Origin of the sequence: Pedobacter sp., from assembly GCF_965227205.1 — a bacterium.
GTDB lineage: Bacteria > Bacteroidota > Bacteroidia > Sphingobacteriales > Sphingobacteriaceae > Pedobacter.
This window is the reverse complement of the sequence record NZ_OZ245727.1, coordinates 1,420,137-1,435,956: the sequence shown is the minus strand read 5'-3', so window position 1 is coordinate 1,435,956 and position 15,820 is coordinate 1,420,137. Positions and strand designations below refer to the sequence as shown.

Here is a 15,820-nt window from a genome sequence, read left to right as displayed (position 1 = left end):
CAAGCTCAGAATGACAAATTGCTATTTCTTAAAATGCTCAATAATCAAAGTCGCTAATTCTGTACCAATACGTTCTTGAGCTTCGTTAGTTGATGCACCAATATGAGGTGTTAAAGAAATTTTTGGATGCGTTAAAATTTCTGCCAAAGGTGTAGGTTCATTGTTAAAAACATCTAAACCTGCAAAAGCAACCTTACCAGAATCCAATGCTTCAATTAAAGCTGGCTCATCAATAGTTCCACCACGAGAACAGTTAACAATACCAACACCATTTTTCATCTTTGCAAATTCTTCAGCACCTAAAATAGGCTTATCAGCAAAAGGCGTATGTAAACTAAGGAAATCACTTCCAGAAATTACCTCATCTAAAGAAACTGTTTTAATTGGAATACTTACAGATTTTCCACCTTGGAATTCTAAAGTAATTTCAGATTCTGATGGATGTAAATCATAAGCTAAAACGTTCATGCCTAAACCTAATGCAACTTTAGCCGTTGCACGACCAATGCGGCCGAAACCGATAATACCAATGGTTTTACCACTTAACTCAGTTCCTTTTGCGTAAGCTTTTTTAAGGTTATTAAATTGCGTAGAACCGTCTACAGGCATTTTACGATTTGCATCTTGCAAAAATCTAATACCGGTAAATAAGTGAGAGAAAACCAGTTCTGCTACAGATAATGATGATGCAGCTGGCGTATTCACTACAGCAACACCTTGACTTCTAGCGTATTCAACATCAATATTATCCATACCAACGCCACCTCTACCAATTAATTTAATATTCGGCACAGCGTCGATCAATTCTTTTCTAACTTTTGTTGCACTACGAACAGTAATTGCATCGTAGTTTTTTAAGGCCTCTGCCAATTGGTCTTGAGGAATGGTTTCCGTATCAACCTGGAAACCTGCTTTTTCTAGTAATTCTTTTCCGATAGGGTCTATTCCATCGTTTGCTAATATTTTAATCATAATATGATTCAGGGATTAAATTGATTACACAGATTTAAATGAGAATCAATTATCTTTTAAAGTTTAAATTAGTTTGCTTTTGCCTGGTTTTCCTCGAATGATTGCATTGCATCAATTAGCGCATGTACACTTGTAATTGGTAGTGCGTTGTACATAGATGCACGGAAGCCACCAACACTTCTATGGCCTTTAATACCAACAATACCTTGGTCTTCAGCAAATTTTAAAAATGGTTTTTCCAATTCAGAATTTTCCATTACAAAACAAATATTCATTTTAGAGCGGTCTTCAACAGCGCATGTACCTTTAAATAACGGATTGCGGTCAATCTCTCTGTAAAGTGCTTCAGCTTTTTGTTTATTTTCTTTTTCAATTTCAGCAACACCGCCTTTTGATTTTAACCAACGAAGATTTAATAAAGACACATAAACTGAAAATACTGGTGGCGTATTATACATCGAACCATTATCGATATGAGATTGATAATTTAACATCGATGGAATTTTTCGGTCAATTTTTCCTAAAATTTCATCTTTAATAATCACAATCGTTAAACCTGCAGGACCCACATTTTTTTGTGCACCAGCATAAATTAAATCGAATTTTGAAACATCAATCACGCGGCTCATAATGTCTGATGACATATCGCAAACGATAGGCACACTTGTTTCAGGTACATCAAATAGTTCTGTCCCGTAAATTGTATTGTTCGAGGTATAATGAAAATATGCACTATCAGCAGGAATTTCAAAATCTTTCGGGATGAAAGTATAATTTGCATCTTTAGATGATGCAACAACATTAACATTACCTACAAATTTAGCTTCTTTTAGTGCTTTGGTTGCCCAAACACCAGAATCTAAATAACTTGCTGTTTGTCCATCGCCCAATAAATTCATCGGAACCATAGCAAATTGCAAGCTTGCACCACCTTGTAAAAATAAAACGGAATAACCCGATGGCACATTTAATAACTCTTTTACCAATTTATCAGCTTCAGCAACAACTGCCTCAAATTCGGTTGTTCTGTGCGAAATTTCTAAAATTGATAATCCATCGTTAAAATCTAAAACTGCCTGTGCAGCTTGTTTAAACACTTCTTGAGGTAAAATACAAGGGCCTGCGCCGAAATTATGCTTCATCTTATTATATAATGTTTTATGGCGGTAAATGTAAAATTTTTAAAGCAGTTATGACTATAAAATCGTATCATAAAAAATTAAATTTTGTTAAAAATTTAGCCGAAATCGATTGTTTTATTGCAGTTTTTATAATTAAAACGTTTAACTAACGATTAAAAACTTTCTTATCTTTTTTACAATAAAATTTGATGATTTTGGAATATCCATTTCAGTAACGCAAATTCACAAACTCAATTTCAAATGGCTTAAAAACAAAACTGCATCAATCTTTTCTTAAAATTTTGCATTTGCTACCATTTTTAATCTTTTGGGCTTTTTTTGCTATTTTCGCTTATACATGTTAAATATACAATCGAAACTTCCGGGTGTAAGCACTACCATCTTCTCGGTAATGTCTAAACTCGCGGCAGAAAATAATGCAATAAATTTATCTCAGGGTTTCCCTGATTATCCTTGCGACCCAAAACTTACCGAATTGGTTGAAAAAGCTATGAGAGATGGCTACAACCAATACGCACCAATGCCTGGTAATAATTTTTTAAAAGAAACCATCGCCCAAAAAGTAGAAAACTTATATAACGTAAAGTATAATCCCGATACAGAAATTACAGTTACAGCTGGTGGAACACAAGCAATTTTTACCGCCTTAACTACCATAATAAATCCCGGTGATGAAGTTATAATTTTTGAACCCGCTTATGATAGCTATGCACCAACCATTAAACTTTTAGGTGGTTTGGTAAAAACTTACGAACTCGCACCTCCTAATTATGCAATTGATTGGGATATGGTTAAAAAGCTTTTCACCTCAAGCACGAGGATGATTATTTTAAATTCTCCTCAAAACCCAACGGGTAGCATTTTGTCAGAAGATGATATGAAATCGTTAATTAAATTGGTTAGCGGAACAGATATTTTAATTCTGAGTGATGAAGTTTACGAACATTTAATTTACGATGAGCAGAAACATAAAAGTGTGATGCTTTTTCCCGAATTGAGAGAAAGAAGTTTTGTTATTGCATCATTTGGAAAGCTTTTACATGCTACTGGATGGAAACTTGGTTATTGCTTAGCACCAGAAAAATTAACTAAAGAGTTTAGAAAAGTACACCAATTTAATGTTTTCAGCGTTAATAGTCCGATGCAGCAAGCAATTGCGGAATATATTAAAGAGCCAAACAATTATAACGGTATAGCAACCTTTTTTGAAAAAAAACGCGACTATTTCAGAAAACTTTTAGCAGAAAGCCGATTTGATTTATTGCCTTGTAGAGGTTCATATTTTCAGTGTGCAAGCTACAGCAAAATAAGTGATGAAAAAGATACAGATTTCAGCATTAGGCTGATAAAAGAATTTGGAGTTGCCACCATCCCTGTTTCGGCATTCTACCAAAAAGCAACCGATTATAAAATTATCCGTTTTTGTTTTGCCAAAGAAAACTCAACATTAGCTTTGGCGGCCGAAAAATTAAAAAATGTTTAACATCCCTCAAAATAAACATACATGGAAAAACCTGTTTACACGCAAATAGAAAATCTGAAAATAACAATTTTTCAGGCCTATCTTTTTTGGGAAAACATAGAGAAAAACCTACAGAATCTTGGCCTCAGATTATCATCAGGAGTTAGAGAGAAAACCGATTTAATTATACTGCCAGAAATGTTTAATAGTGGCTTTAGCATGAATTCTAAAGGTTTGGCAGAAGAAATGGGCGGTTTCACCATGCAATGGATGCAAAAAATAGCGCACCAATACAATTGCGTAGTCACTGGTAGCTTAATTATTAAAGAGAACGGAAATTACTACAATCGTTTAATTTGGATGGACCAAAATGGAGACTACCAATATTACGATAAACGCCACTTATTTGGCATGGGTGATGAAGATAAAAACTTTAGTGCCGGTAAAGACAAGTTAATTGTAGAATTAAAAGGTTGGAAAATTAGATTAGCCATTTGCTACGATTTGCGTTTCCCGGTTTGGCTGAGAAATATTGATGAAGAATACGATATTCTACTATTAATTGCCAGTTGGCCTGATAAACGTTCGTCTCATTGGCGGGCATTAATTCCTGCTCGTGCAATCGAAAATCAAAGCTACGTTATTGGTGTAAACCGTGTTGGGCATGATGGAAATCAGGTTTATCACGGCGGCCATTCGATGGTTATCGACCCATACGGAAGTACAGTTTATTATAAGCCTGAAGATGAAGACATGTACACGGTTACCATTAACTACGAAGAACTTGTAAAAATCAGGCGTCAGTTTCCGTTTTTAAAAGATGCTGATAAATTTAACATTATTGACTAGTAATTACTTTACAATTAACCAATCATACAATTAATCGCTTAACCATTTAGGTAAATGTTCAATCGTCGTAAATTTATAAAAGCTTCTGCCCTTTCTGCGGGATTGCTTGCAATTGATAAGAAAAGTATCGCCAATGCAATTCCTCACCAAAAAAATAATGTTGTTGCAAACTTACCAATCGTAATTTCCACATGGGATTTTGGTATCGCAGCAAATGCTGATGCATGGAAAGTATTATCAAAAGGTGGTAGAGCACTAGATGCAGTTGAACAAGGTGTTTGGGTACCAGAAGCCGATGAAAAAAATCAAACTGTTGGTTATGGAGGCTTACCCGATAGAGATGGAAAAGTTACTTTAGATGCCTGCATTATGGATGAAAACGGTAACTGTGGTGCAGTTTTGGCTTTAGAGCATATTAAACATCCCATTTCTGTTGCCCGAAAAGTAATGGAGAAAACACCACACGTAATGCTTGCAGGAGATGGAGCACTACAATTTGCTTTAGAACAAGGTTTCAAGAAAGAAAATTTGCTTACTCCTGCTAGTGAAAAAGCATGGAAAGAATGGTTAATAACGGCTAAATATGAGCCTGTAATGAATATTGAGAATAAGCAATATGATAAAGCCGCTCCTCAAAAATTACCTGGAAACCAATACAACCATGATACGATTGGTATGTTGGCGATAGATGCCAAAGGGAATATTTCTGGCGCATGTACAACCAGCGGAATGGCATACAAACTTCATGGTAGAATTGGCGATAGCCCTATTATCGGCGCAGGTTTATATGTTGATAATGAAGTTGGCGGCGCAACATCAACAGGTGTTGGCGAAGAAGTTGTTCGAAACGTTGGTTCATTTTTAGTTGTCGAGCTTATGCGACAAGGTTATACGCCTGAGGCAGCTTGTAAAGAAGCTGTGATGCGTATTATTAAAAAGAAACCCGAAACGGCTAAAAATATTCAGGTTGGATTTCTTGCCATCAATAAAAAAGGCGAATACGGTGCGTATGCCATTCAACAAGGCTTTAGCTACGCGGTTTGCAACGCTGAAAAACAAGACTCATTAATCAAAGGAAAAAGTTATTACTAAATCATAAAGTCATCCCACATCAAATTATTAACCTTAAAAATTAAAAAATGGGATTATTATCTAAAATCTTCGGCAAAAAAAATGTTGAAGAGCGCAAAGGTGAACCAGACATGGTTTACGTTCCGAATGAAGATGAACTTATGAATTGGGCAATTGAGAAAGCCAAATTAACCCTTTGGTACTTCGAAGAAAGCCTTTCAAACCCTCAACCTCATCAGGTTTATTTTTCTGTTAAAGTTCACATAATTGATGGTGAAAATGGAGAACACATTTGGTTAACTGAGCCACATTTTGACGATGAAGGAAATCTTTTCGGAACAGTTGGTAACGAACCTGTAAATGTTACTACAGTAAAACTGAATCAGAAAATTGGCATCGAGAGAGATTTAATTTCTGACTGGATGACTATCGAAAATGGAAAATTAATTGGCGGATACACGATTAGAGCCATTAGAGATGGCGTTCCGGATAAAGAAAAAGCAGCATTCGACAATAGTATTGGTTTATATATTGACGAAGGCATTGACCATTTCAAAACCAATCTTAATACGCCAGAAGGTGCAATTCTTTCTCTGGAAAAAGCATATAATGAAAAAAAATTAGATGCTGCAATTGCATGTAAAGATTTTTATGAAGAGGCAAAAATGATGGTTTCTGGATTCAATACCGAATTAGATGATGAAACGATAAGAGGTACAGCCGAAGTTTTAGAACTCTCATTTATCAAAAACATCGAAGAATACGGTTTTCCCAACTTCGCAGACTTGCAAAATGCCTTCGAGAGGGAAAAAGTAACTGATAACCATTATATCATTACCGAAATCTGCTGGTTTCCAGATGGAGGAAAATCAATCCAAAAACTAAATACTTTCAAATCTGATACTGGCTGGAAAGTTTTAGGACCAATAAACGATAAAGAATAATTAATGAAAGGGATTTTAGAGGTTTGTGCAAATGGTTATGAATCTGCATTAGCTGCACAAAATGGTGGTGCAAAACGTGTTGAATTTTGCGATAACTTAGCTGAAGGCGGAACTACGCCGAGTTACGGTCAAATAGCTTTTGCAAAGAAGAATTTATCTATTGAGGTTTGGCCAATTATTCGCCCACGGGGTGGTGATTTTTTGTATTCTGATATAGAATTCGAGTTAATGAAAGAGGATATAAAAAGCTTTAAATCATTAAATTGTGAAGGAATAGTTATAGGAATACTTAAAACTGATGGAAGCGTTGACAAAGAAAGAACAGCTGAATTAATTGAGCTTGCTAAACCTATGAAAGTAGCATTTCATAGAGCTTTTGATATGAGCAATGATATGGAAAAAGCTTTAGAGGATTTGATTGATTTGGGAATTGTTCGTGTGCTTACTTCTGGTGGGGCTTCTTCGGCAATTGGCGGAGCTGAAAACTTAGGTAAACTTGTAGAACAAGCAAACGGAAGAATTGAGATTATGCCTGGTGCAGGTGTAAATAAAGATAATCTAAAAACACTTATCTCTAAAACTGGGGCGGTTAATTATCATGCCTCAGCGAAGCAATTTGTTAAAAGTAAAATGCTTTACAGAAATACAGATACAAAAATGGGAAGTATTGATGATGAATATCAATATGAATTAACATCAACTGATGTTGTTATGGAACTTGTTGGTATAATTAATAAAGAGATAAATAACATTTAGTTTTTTCATAAAAACAGCACATAACTTACTGATAATTAGTATATTTAATATATTCTTAAATTAAACTAATTCTCATGAAAAAATTATTAACTCCTTTAGCAGCTGTATTGCTGCTTGCGGCATGTCAAAATCATGACCCAAAAATTGTTAGTCCTTCATCATCAGACACAACCAAGTACCCTTTCCAAATAAAAAAAGTTCATAATTGGGAAATGAATTCTGATAGCAAGAATTTAGTTGTTGCAATGACTTTGCTCAAAACATTTGAAAATTTAGATACAGCCGGCATGCAAAAGGTTTTGGCTGATAGCGTTTGGTTTACTTTAGATGGTTATAAGTTTAAAGGAACGAAACCCGAATTTCTAAAGCAAATACAAGGTGAGTTTGCTAAAATGAGCAGTTTTAAGATTGACATTGAAGATGCAGAATCAGTTATCAATAAAGATAAAAGTGAAGAATGGGTAAGTTTATGGTACAATCAAATTTCAGTAATGAAAGATGGAAAAGCAGATACCATAAACTTATTTAATGATATTAAACTTAAAGACGGAAAGGTTTTAGGGCTTTCGGAATATGTTCAACATCCTATGAAAAAATAAATAAGAAACGCCTCAATTTTAATTGAGGCGTTTCTTATTAAGATTTATGCTCCTGTATTTCCGGAACGTAACTCAATCCAGGTGTTAGCCAGTGCAATAAAATCACTCTGGAATATCTATAGTTAATTGGTGATAGTAGAAATACACCAACCAATATTAATGCAACATAATACCATAAGTTTTCGTAAATTAATGGTAAGCCTAAAACATAAGATGCAACTCCAATCGTTATAATCTCTGCAACATTCATAGCGTAACTAACAAACATAGCAACATAAAAAAAGCCCGGTTCGCGTTCAAATTTCAGATTACAGTACGGGCAGTTTATGTTAGTTTTTTGAAGTTTAAATGCATACGCGTTGCCTGTAAAAATATCTCCTTTTCTACATCTTGGGCATTTACATTGTATTACTGCCTGAAATTTTGTTAGCTCGGCCATAGTTATTTTTTTAATACAGCAAAAGTAAATTCTATAAAATTGATAAATTATGACCTACATCATATTTTAAAGCAATCTCTCAATTTTACGTTTTATAAATCTTTCCTCGTTTAACAATAATGAGATTTTTATCAGCCATATTTTTAACTTCTCTGATAACTGTTTCTACCCTCAAACCAGTTAAATCTGCCAAATCCTGTCGGGTAACACTTAAGCTTTCTCCATTAGGATTATCGTTAAAAAGGTAATTTATAATTGTTAATAACCGATGTTCTGCTTTTTCATTCGCAAGTTCTTCAAGCATCATCGATTTATAAAACAACCGATTACTTAAAACCTTAATTAAGCTCATGCTATATTCAGCATCAGTTTTTATTAAGTTAATAAAATTCTTTTTGCTTACTGTTACAATTTCCGAAGGCTTGCTTACAATAGTAAAAGCTAAGTAAGGCTTATCTACCAATAAAGCTGGCTCGCCAAAATACTGCCCGGTTTTAAAAATACCTTGAATAAATTCCTTGCCATCATCATTTACAGTAACCATTCTAACCTCTCCTGTTTTAACAAAAAAAATATTTTTAGGTTGCGAACCAGGTTCGTAAACAATAGAATCTTTAGGATATTTCCGAACAGGACATCCCATCTCAATCAGCTTTTGGATATCCATTACGAACGAATTAACCCTTCAATGTTTCTTTCATTAAACGAGTATAAAACTCCTTTAACGAAATGCCCATCGCGGCAACTTGTTGCGGTATAAAACTAGTTGCCGTTTGGCCGGGAATGGTATTGATTTCTATAAAGTAAAAATTACTGGTTTCATGCTCAAGAAAATAATCTATGCGAACCACTCCCCTGCAATTTAATTTTTTATAAACATCAGTAACGATACGATTAACCCTGATTACTTCTTCATCACTCATTCTGCCAGGTGTAATTTCTTCAGTTGCTCCAGGCGTATATTTTGCTTCAAAATCGAAAAATTCATTGGCTGGTATCACTTCAGTTGTTGGCAATACAATTACCTTTCCTTCAGCACCGAAAACTCCGATAGAAAATTCTCTGCCACTTACAAATTCCTCAATTAAAACCTGTGTATCTTCTTTAAAAGCTTTATTAACAGCCTCATCCAAATCATCAGCATGTTTTACCTTGCTCATACCAATACTGCTTCCTCCACTATTTGGTTTTACAAAAAATGGCAATTTCAAATCCTGCTTTATTTGATTTATATTATAACTTCCATTTTTGAAAATCTGTACGGATTTTGCAACATTTAAATCATCAATACCGTTAACAATGGCTTTGGTGTATCCTTTATTCATTGTTATAGATGAAGTTAAAGCATCGCAAGTAGTATATGGAATGTTTAGCATATCGAAATAACCTTGCAATTTTCCGTCTTCACCTGGAGAACCATGAATAGCGATAAAAACACCATCAAATTTTATTTTTCTACCGTCTATATTTAACGAGAAATCATTTTTATCAACCTCTATTTTAACAGAATCTGCAGGCTCATAAAACCAACCTTTATCATTAAGCATAATTTTATATACATCATATAAATCAGCATCAATATTATGCGCAATTGTTGCCGCACTTTTTACTGAAACAACCCATTCGCCTGTGGTTCCGCCTGTTAATAAGGCTATAGTTTTTTTCATCTGGAAAATCCTTTAATAATTAGAAATTGATGTAAATATATCCTCAAAAATATAAATATCTTTGTGCAAAGTTTAATTTTGATTTATAGAATTATCGTAGTTGGTAAGCTTATTGCTTAAAGGCTTATTACTCATCAAAGCTATAATTAAAATTTGCCTACATTTGAGTTTACAGGCTTAACCACAGAATTTGATAATTGATGTCTAAATTTATAGAGTACTTAAAAACAAAATCGTTTAGAAAAACCCTCATTGCTGCTGTAATAACAGTTTTCGTTTTACTTTTAGTTGCATTTTTTAGCTTACGGTTTTACACCAAACACGGACAAGGACTAAACGTTCCGCTAGTTAAAGGTTTATCTTTTGCTGATGCCGTTGTTAAATTGGAAGAAGCGGGTTTAAAGTATGAAGTAGATTCTGTTTATATAATGGATCAACCAGCCGGTTTAGTTATAGACCAAGACCCTGATCCAAATACATTTGTTAAAGACAATCGTACAGTTTACTTAACGATAAATACTGCGAATACGCCAAATACTAAGTTCCCTGATATCGCTTTTAAAACGCTCAGAGAAGCACAAGCAATTATTGAAAGTTCTCGTTTAAAACTTGGTGACACAACTTACAAGGCAGATGTTAGTCGTGATGTAGTGTTGGAAGCAAGCTTTGGCGGACAACCCATAGAAGCGGGTCAAACTATACCAGTTGGCTCTAGAATTAATTTAGTTCTTGGTGATGGACGAGGAAGTGAAGAAGTTGATATTCCGCAATTAATAGGTTTAACAATTGATGAAGCCAAGTTTAGCTTAAAAGGTTCGGCACTAACTTTAGGAAATATAATTTACGAAGGTTTAATTACGGATAGTGCAAACGCAGTAATTACTAAACAAGATCCAACACCTGTTGATTCACTTACTAAAGTTGCTATCGGTACAAAAATTAACATCACAATATCTAATAAACAACAATAATCTTTTACGCATTACACAAATGAGCGAGATTGAAAAAAAGAGTATGACTACCGGAAAAAAAATTGCTTTAACTATAGTGGTATTGGCCGTTTTAATCGGCGGATACTTCGCATTAAATGTTTACAAACTTTATTTTGCACCAAACGTAACCGAAAACCAGAAGTTTCTTTACATTAAAACAAATTCTAGTTATGATGATTTGGTTAATACTTTAAGAACAAAAGATATTTTGAAAAGCACTTCATCTTTTGCTAGTGCTGCTGGCAAAATGAACCTTCCAACCAATGTTAAGCCTGGTCGTTATCGTTTAACAAAGGGAATGACAAACCGTACTTTAATTAACATGATTAAAGCCGGAAACCAGGAACCCGTTAAACTTAAATTCCAAAACATACGTAAAAAGGAAAATTTCGCAGCGTATTTGGCTAGTAATTTAGAGGCTGATTCTTTGAGTTTCATAAGCTTATTAGATTCTACAGCTTTCATTAGTAAATATGGTTTAAATCAGGATAATGTTTATACCATGTTTATCCCAAATACCTATGAAATGTATTGGAATGTATCGCCAGTTGATTTCTTTGAACGTATGCACAAAGAATACGATAAATTCTGGACTGCAGAACGAAAACAAAAAGCAGCAAGTTTAAATTTAACTACTGCACAGGTTTATACGCTTGCATCAATTGTAGATGCCGAAGCTTTATATGATAAAGAAATGCCAATTATTGCAGGTTTATATCTTAACCGCTTAAATAAGGGCATTTTATTACAGGCAGACCCAACTGTAATTTTTGCAAATAACGATTTTACAGTAAAGAGAGTAACTAATAAATTGTTGCAGGTTCAATCTTTATACAATACTTATAAATATGCTGGTTTGCCTCCAGGACCGATTATGATGCCAAGTATAAATGCTATTGATGCAGTTTTAAACTACAACAAGAACAATTATATTTATATGTGTGCCAAAGAAGATTTTTCAGGTTACCATAATTTTGCAGAAACTAAAGCAGAGCATGAAATTAATGCGAAGAAATATCGCGATGCTTTAAACAAAAGAAACATTTTTAAATAATGTTTGTACACGAAACAAAGGTTAAGGTTCGCTATGCAGAAACCGACCAAATGGGCGTTGTTCACCATGGAAACTATGCATTATACTATGAAATAGCCAGAACTGAATGTTTTGAAGCTTGCTCTGGTATAACTTACGAATCAATGGAAGCTGAAGGCGTTATGTTACCGCTATTAGAATTGCAATCTAAGTTTTTAAAACCTGCACTTTATAACCAGGTCTTAACAGTTAAATCGATTGTAAAGGAGTTACCAACCGTTAGGCTTAATGTTGAATATGAAATCTACAACGAAAAAGAAGAGTTAATTAATATTGGCAAAACGGTTTTGGTTTTTGTAGATAAAACAACCAGAAGACCATGTCATCCGCCTAAAAACTTTATGGCTGGCGTTACACCTCATTTTGTATAAAATAATTAATGGAATGGTTACACAGGCAATTATTAAATTTTCGGTTCTACACTAAATTTATAGAGTGGACTAAAATTTGCGTGCTGCCTGGTTTCAGCCCTTTACCCCTGTTTACAGTTGCAACTTTCTTTTTTAGAGAGATAAAGAAAGAATCGCTGGTAAACAAATCATCATCATTGGCTTACAGCTTTATGCTTGCCATATTTCCTAGTATCATCTTTTTATTTACACTAATCCCTTTTATACCAATTTCTGGCTTTCAGGATAAACTTTTAAGCCTTATTGAGCTGATTTTACCTCACAACGCTTTCGAAGCATTTGAAACCACTCTAAAAGATATTATCAAGAACCAGAACAGAGGATTACTATCATTTGGTTTTTTATCGGCCATATTTTTTGCCACCAACGGCGTTCAAAACCTGATGAAAGCATTTAATAAAGCATCATTAGTAATCGAAACCAGAGGTTGGTTAAAACAACGGATGATTGCATTAATATTAACGATGATAATTTTCATCTCGATTGTAATTTGTATTAGTGCAATGGCAATTGGAGAGTTGCTTTTAAATTATATCAAAACAGAACTTCACATTAAAGATAGTTTGGCTGTTTATGCCATACAGCTTACACGATGGACACTACTAGCAGCCCTTTATTTCATAACAATTTCTATTCTTTATCGCTATGGCCCATCGCATGCAAAAAAGTGGAAATTGTTTAGTGCGGGTTCTTGGTTGGCTACAATTTTAGCTTTTTTAACCATCTGGGGGTTTTCGTTCTACATCAACAACTTTGGTTCTTACAACAAAGTTTATGGCTCTATCGGGACTTTAATTGTTGTAATGATTTGGCTTTATCTTAATTCGCTCATTTTATTAATCGGTTTTGAGTTAAATGCGAGCGTTGACGTGAGCAAAAGAAGTGTTAAAATTATTCGTCCGAAGTTCAACTTATTCAAAAAAACTGCTCCAATTGAGGAAAATATCACTAAGAAATAATTTTTTTCTTCCTCTGTGTTAAGCAATTATCAATTTTATATAAAAAAAAGTTAATCAGAGTTTGCAGATTTAAGCAGAGTTTGTACTTTTGCCTCCGGAAAGCTGGCAGAGTGGTCGAATGCGGCAGTCTTGAAAACTGTTGACTGTCATAGGTCCGGGGGTTCGAATCCCTCGCTTTCCGCTTCGAAAAGCTAAGAAAACCTGAATTATTGATTCAGGTTTTTTTTTGTTTATATCCACCCGGAATTTATCAATTATTCTAAAGCTAATTGTTTAGAACAATTCTAAATAAAATTGCAATAAACAAATCACATTTTAAAATTTTCCAACTATCTTGCCGATAATTGGTTTATCTATAAAATTTACTCTTCGCTATGACTAAGAATATCTTCATCGCTTCTGCAGAACCGTATACCGGAAAATCGGTTATTGCTTTTGGAATGATTAACATGCTGCTTGCTAAAACACAAAAGGTAGGCTATTTCAAGCCAATTATCGCACAAGATGATGCCAATCAAAAAGATAAGCACGTAGAAGCTATGCTCGATTATTTTTCGCTACCTGTTAAGTATGAAGATGCGTTTGCTTTTACAAGGCAAGATATGTTGCACGAGCATCAAAATAGCGGTGATATCATCAATACAATTATCACCAAATACAAAAAATTAGAAGATAATTATGATTTTACAGTAATTGAAGGAAGTGATTTTCTTGGAGAAGGAATGGCTTTTGAATTTGAATCAAACGCTTTAGTTGCCAAAAATCTTGGTGCTCCTGTTCTAATAGTTGTCTCTGGCAAGAACAAAACTGCTAGTCAGCTTTTTAAATCAGCAATAAACATCTATAGAAATTTCTTGCTGAGAGATGTTCAGGTTTTAGGCGTTGTAGCAAATATGGTAAACCCTGAAGAGGCTGAACGTATTAAACAAGCTTTAACAAATCAGTTACCGTCAGAGCTGTTAATTGCTGTTATCCCGATAGAAAGTGGCCTTCAAAGCCCGACCATGAGAGAGATTACTGATACTTTAGGTGCAGAAGTGCTATTTGGAGAAGATTTAATGGAAAATCAGGTAGATAATTTTGTTACCGGAGCCATGATGTTGCCAAATTTTTTAAGGCACATTAAAGATAATTTACTCATTGTTACTCCAGGTGATAGAGGCGATATCATCATCGGCTCGCTGCAGGCAAATTTATCGGCAAACTACCCTAAAATTGCCGGCATTGTATTAACTGCCGGAAGTTTACCTGATGAGCCTATGATAAAATTAATCGAAGGACTGCAAACCATAATTCCGATAATCTCTGTACAAAAAGGCACTTTTGAAACAACAACCGCTATCGGTTCTATTCATTCAAAAATTACAATAGATAATAAAAAGAAAATTGCTGTAGCAATAGAACTTTTTGAGAAATATGTAGACATTAAAGCGCTTGACGATAAAATCATCACTTTTAGTTACGAGGGAATTACGCCACATATGTTTCAATACAATTTGGTAAAGTGGGCTAAAAGAGAAAAAAAACATATTGTGTTACCCGAAGGTAATGATGAAAGAATATTAAAAGCGGTAGAAAAATTAATCACCCAGGATATTGTAAACATCACATTATTGGGCGACCCAATTGAGATTGGAACATCAATTAAAAGACTGGGATTAAACCTAGATGTTAATGCCATAAATATACACAATCCCGCTCAATCAACTCAATACGATGATTATGTAGAAACATTGTACGAGTTACGCAAAAACAAGAATGTAAATATGGAGATGGCCAGAGATATGATGACAGATGTATCGTATTTCGGCACTATGATGGTTTACAAAGGTGATGCAGATGGAATGGTTTCTGGCGCAGTTCATACCACTCAACACACCATCAGGCCAGCTTTACAATTCGTTAAAACTAAGCCGGGTGTTTCTGTTGTTTCATCAATATTTTTCATGTGTTTGCCGGAACGTGTAGCCATTTTTGGCGATTGTGCAGTTAACCCTAATCCAACAGCACAACAATTGGCAGAAATTGCCATTTCATCAGCAGAAAGCAGTTCTAAATTTGGTATTGAGCCAAGAATTGCAATGCTCTCCTATTCATCAGGAAGCTCGGGCGAAGGCGAAGATGTGGAACGTGTACGCGAAGCAACTGCAATTGTAAAAGCCAAACATCCGGAATTGAAAATTGAAGGTCCGATACAATACGATGCGGCTGTAGACCCACTTGTTGGTCAGCAAAAATTACCAGGGTCTGAAGTTGCCGGAAGAGCCAGCGTATTAATTTTTCCTGATTTAAACACCGGAAATAACACATACAAAGCTGTTCAAAGAGAAACTGGCGCATTAGCAATCGGACCAATGTTGCAAGGATTAAACAAACCTATAAACGATTTAAGTAGGGGTTGTACTGTAGATGATATTTTTAACACAGTTGTCATCACAGCAATTCAATGTCAGGATATAATATAA

General features: G+C 34.6%; 16 protein-coding genes and 1 tRNA gene. 12 read left to right on the top strand and 5 right to left on the bottom strand.

The window, feature by feature from the left end:
• Positions 1 to 21: 21 nt before the first annotated feature.
• Both ACO05K_RS06115 and serC read right to left on the bottom strand, forming a co-directional pair.
• Positions 22 to 972, bottom strand: coding sequence for a D-2-hydroxyacid dehydrogenase (locus tag ACO05K_RS06115; protein ID WP_421943569.1), 951 nt, complete (start codon positions 970 to 972; stop codon positions 22 to 24).
• A gap of 68 nt (positions 973 to 1,040) precedes the next feature.
• Positions 1,041 to 2,114 carry a 3-phosphoserine/phosphohydroxythreonine transaminase gene (serC, locus tag ACO05K_RS06110; RefSeq protein ID WP_421943568.1) on the bottom strand — a complete coding sequence of 358 codons (1,074 nt, stop codon included), beginning with the start codon at positions 2,112 to 2,114 and terminating at the stop codon, positions 1,041 to 1,043.
• A 337-nt stretch (positions 2,115 to 2,451) separates the two neighbouring features.
• Here serC and ACO05K_RS06105 point away from each other — a divergent pair, with 337 nt between their 5' ends.
• From ACO05K_RS06105 to ACO05K_RS06080, 6 genes are all read left to right on the top strand, one after another.
• Positions 2,452 to 3,597 (top strand): methionine aminotransferase, encoded by a 1,146-nt coding sequence (locus ACO05K_RS06105; protein WP_421943567.1) that lies wholly within the window; start codon positions 2,452 to 2,454, stop codon positions 3,595 to 3,597.
• 21 nt (positions 3,598 to 3,618) lie between these two features.
• Positions 3,619 to 4,425, top strand: a complete 807-nt coding sequence (locus ACO05K_RS06100) for a nitrilase family protein (protein ID WP_421943566.1) — start codon at positions 3,619 to 3,621, stop codon at positions 4,423 to 4,425.
• 54 nt (positions 4,426 to 4,479) lie between these two features.
• The gene (locus ACO05K_RS06095) at positions 4,480 to 5,517 is read left to right on the top strand and encodes a N(4)-(beta-N-acetylglucosaminyl)-L-asparaginase (protein ID WP_421943565.1); all 1,038 of its coding nucleotides are present in this window, start codon (positions 4,480 to 4,482) and stop codon (positions 5,515 to 5,517) included.
• Positions 5,518 to 5,564: 47 nt separating this feature from the next.
• Positions 5,565 to 6,440, top strand: a complete 876-nt coding sequence (locus tag ACO05K_RS06090; RefSeq protein ID WP_421943564.1) for a YegJ family protein — start codon at positions 5,565 to 5,567, stop codon at positions 6,438 to 6,440.
• 3 nt (positions 6,441 to 6,443) lie between these two features.
• Entirely contained in the window at positions 6,444 to 7,196 is a 753-nt protein-coding gene (locus ACO05K_RS06085) for a copper homeostasis protein CutC (protein WP_421943563.1), read from the top strand.
• Between the two features lie 74 nt (positions 7,197 to 7,270).
• Positions 7,271 to 7,795: a hypothetical protein gene (locus ACO05K_RS06080; RefSeq protein WP_421943562.1), complete on the top strand. Its 525-nt coding sequence runs from the start codon at positions 7,271 to 7,273 to the stop codon at positions 7,793 to 7,795.
• A gap of 37 nt (positions 7,796 to 7,832) precedes the next feature.
• Here ACO05K_RS06080 and ACO05K_RS06075 read toward each other — a convergent pair whose 3' ends face one another.
• From ACO05K_RS06075 to ACO05K_RS06065, 3 genes are all read right to left on the bottom strand, one after another.
• The gene (locus tag ACO05K_RS06075; protein WP_421943561.1) at positions 7,833 to 8,234 is read right to left on the bottom strand and encodes a DUF983 domain-containing protein; all 402 of its coding nucleotides are present in this window, start codon (positions 8,232 to 8,234) and stop codon (positions 7,833 to 7,835) included.
• A gap of 85 nt (positions 8,235 to 8,319) precedes the next feature.
• Positions 8,320 to 8,901 carry a Crp/Fnr family transcriptional regulator gene (locus ACO05K_RS06070; protein ID WP_421943560.1) on the bottom strand — a complete coding sequence of 194 codons (582 nt, stop codon included), beginning with the start codon at positions 8,899 to 8,901 and terminating at the stop codon, positions 8,320 to 8,322.
• Positions 8,902 to 8,911: 10 nt separating this feature from the next.
• Positions 8,912 to 9,901, bottom strand: a complete 990-nt coding sequence (locus ACO05K_RS06065) for a D-alanine--D-alanine ligase (protein WP_421943559.1) — start codon at positions 9,899 to 9,901, stop codon at positions 8,912 to 8,914.
• 200 nt (positions 9,902 to 10,101) lie between these two features.
• Here ACO05K_RS06065 and ACO05K_RS06060 point away from each other — a divergent pair, with 200 nt between their 5' ends.
• The 6 genes from ACO05K_RS06060 to pta all read left to right on the top strand — a co-directional run bounded on the left by ACO05K_RS06060 (position 10,102) and on the right by pta (position 15,820).
• Positions 10,102 to 10,872 carry a PASTA domain-containing protein gene (locus ACO05K_RS06060; RefSeq protein WP_421943558.1) on the top strand — a complete coding sequence of 257 codons (771 nt, stop codon included), beginning with the start codon at positions 10,102 to 10,104 and terminating at the stop codon, positions 10,870 to 10,872.
• A gap of 19 nt (positions 10,873 to 10,891) precedes the next feature.
• Positions 10,892 to 11,947 (top strand): endolytic transglycosylase MltG, encoded by a 1,056-nt coding sequence (gene mltG / locus ACO05K_RS06055; protein WP_421943557.1) that lies wholly within the window; start codon positions 10,892 to 10,894, stop codon positions 11,945 to 11,947.
• The gene (locus ACO05K_RS06050) at positions 11,947 to 12,357 is read left to right on the top strand and encodes an acyl-CoA thioesterase (RefSeq protein ID WP_421943556.1); all 411 of its coding nucleotides are present in this window, start codon (positions 11,947 to 11,949) and stop codon (positions 12,355 to 12,357) included. The genes mltG and ACO05K_RS06050 overlap by 1 nt, the downstream gene beginning before the upstream one ends.
• 8 nt (positions 12,358 to 12,365) lie before the next feature.
• The gene (locus ACO05K_RS06045) at positions 12,366 to 13,355 is read left to right on the top strand and encodes a YihY/virulence factor BrkB family protein (RefSeq protein ID WP_421943555.1); all 990 of its coding nucleotides are present in this window, start codon (positions 12,366 to 12,368) and stop codon (positions 13,353 to 13,355) included.
• Between the two features lie 96 nt (positions 13,356 to 13,451).
• Positions 13,452 to 13,536, top strand: a tRNA-Ser gene (locus ACO05K_RS06040).
• Between the two features lie 193 nt (positions 13,537 to 13,729).
• A complete protein-coding gene (gene pta, locus ACO05K_RS06035) occupies positions 13,730 to 15,820 on the top strand; it encodes a phosphate acetyltransferase (RefSeq protein WP_421943554.1) in 2,091 nt (696 codons plus the stop codon).

Excerpts from the sequence above, each read along its gene's own strand:
- ACO05K_RS06115 (WP_421943569.1), bottom strand. The coding sequence starts at position 972 with ATGATTAAAATATTAGCAAACGATGGAATAGACCCTATCGGAAAAGAA.
- serC (WP_421943568.1), bottom strand. The coding sequence starts at position 2,114 with ATGAAGCATAATTTCGGCGCAGGCCCTTGTATTTTACCTCAAGAAGTG.
- ACO05K_RS06105 (WP_421943567.1), top strand. The coding sequence starts at position 2,452 with ATGTTAAATATACAATCGAAACTTCCGGGTGTAAGCACTACCATCTTC.
- ACO05K_RS06100 (WP_421943566.1), top strand. The coding sequence starts at position 3,619 with ATGGAAAAACCTGTTTACACGCAAATAGAAAATCTGAAAATAACAATT.
- ACO05K_RS06095 (WP_421943565.1), top strand. The coding sequence starts at position 4,480 with ATGTTCAATCGTCGTAAATTTATAAAAGCTTCTGCCCTTTCTGCGGGA.
- ACO05K_RS06090 (WP_421943564.1), top strand. The coding sequence starts at position 5,565 with ATGGGATTATTATCTAAAATCTTCGGCAAAAAAAATGTTGAAGAGCGC.
- ACO05K_RS06085 (WP_421943563.1), top strand. The coding sequence starts at position 6,444 with ATGAAAGGGATTTTAGAGGTTTGTGCAAATGGTTATGAATCTGCATTA.
- ACO05K_RS06080 (WP_421943562.1), top strand. The coding sequence starts at position 7,271 with ATGAAAAAATTATTAACTCCTTTAGCAGCTGTATTGCTGCTTGCGGCA.
- ACO05K_RS06075 (WP_421943561.1), bottom strand. The coding sequence starts at position 8,234 with ATGGCCGAGCTAACAAAATTTCAGGCAGTAATACAATGTAAATGCCCA.
- ACO05K_RS06070 (WP_421943560.1), bottom strand. The coding sequence starts at position 8,901 with ATGGATATCCAAAAGCTGATTGAGATGGGATGTCCTGTTCGGAAATAT.
- ACO05K_RS06065 (WP_421943559.1), bottom strand. The coding sequence starts at position 9,901 with ATGAAAAAAACTATAGCCTTATTAACAGGCGGAACCACAGGCGAATGG.
- ACO05K_RS06060 (WP_421943558.1), top strand. The coding sequence starts at position 10,102 with ATGTCTAAATTTATAGAGTACTTAAAAACAAAATCGTTTAGAAAAACC.
- mltG (WP_421943557.1), top strand. The coding sequence starts at position 10,892 with ATGAGCGAGATTGAAAAAAAGAGTATGACTACCGGAAAAAAAATTGCT.
- ACO05K_RS06050 (WP_421943556.1), top strand. The coding sequence starts at position 11,947 with ATGTTTGTACACGAAACAAAGGTTAAGGTTCGCTATGCAGAAACCGAC.
- ACO05K_RS06045 (WP_421943555.1), top strand. The coding sequence starts at position 12,366 with ATGGAATGGTTACACAGGCAATTATTAAATTTTCGGTTCTACACTAAA.
- pta (WP_421943554.1), top strand. The coding sequence starts at position 13,730 with ATGACTAAGAATATCTTCATCGCTTCTGCAGAACCGTATACCGGAAAA.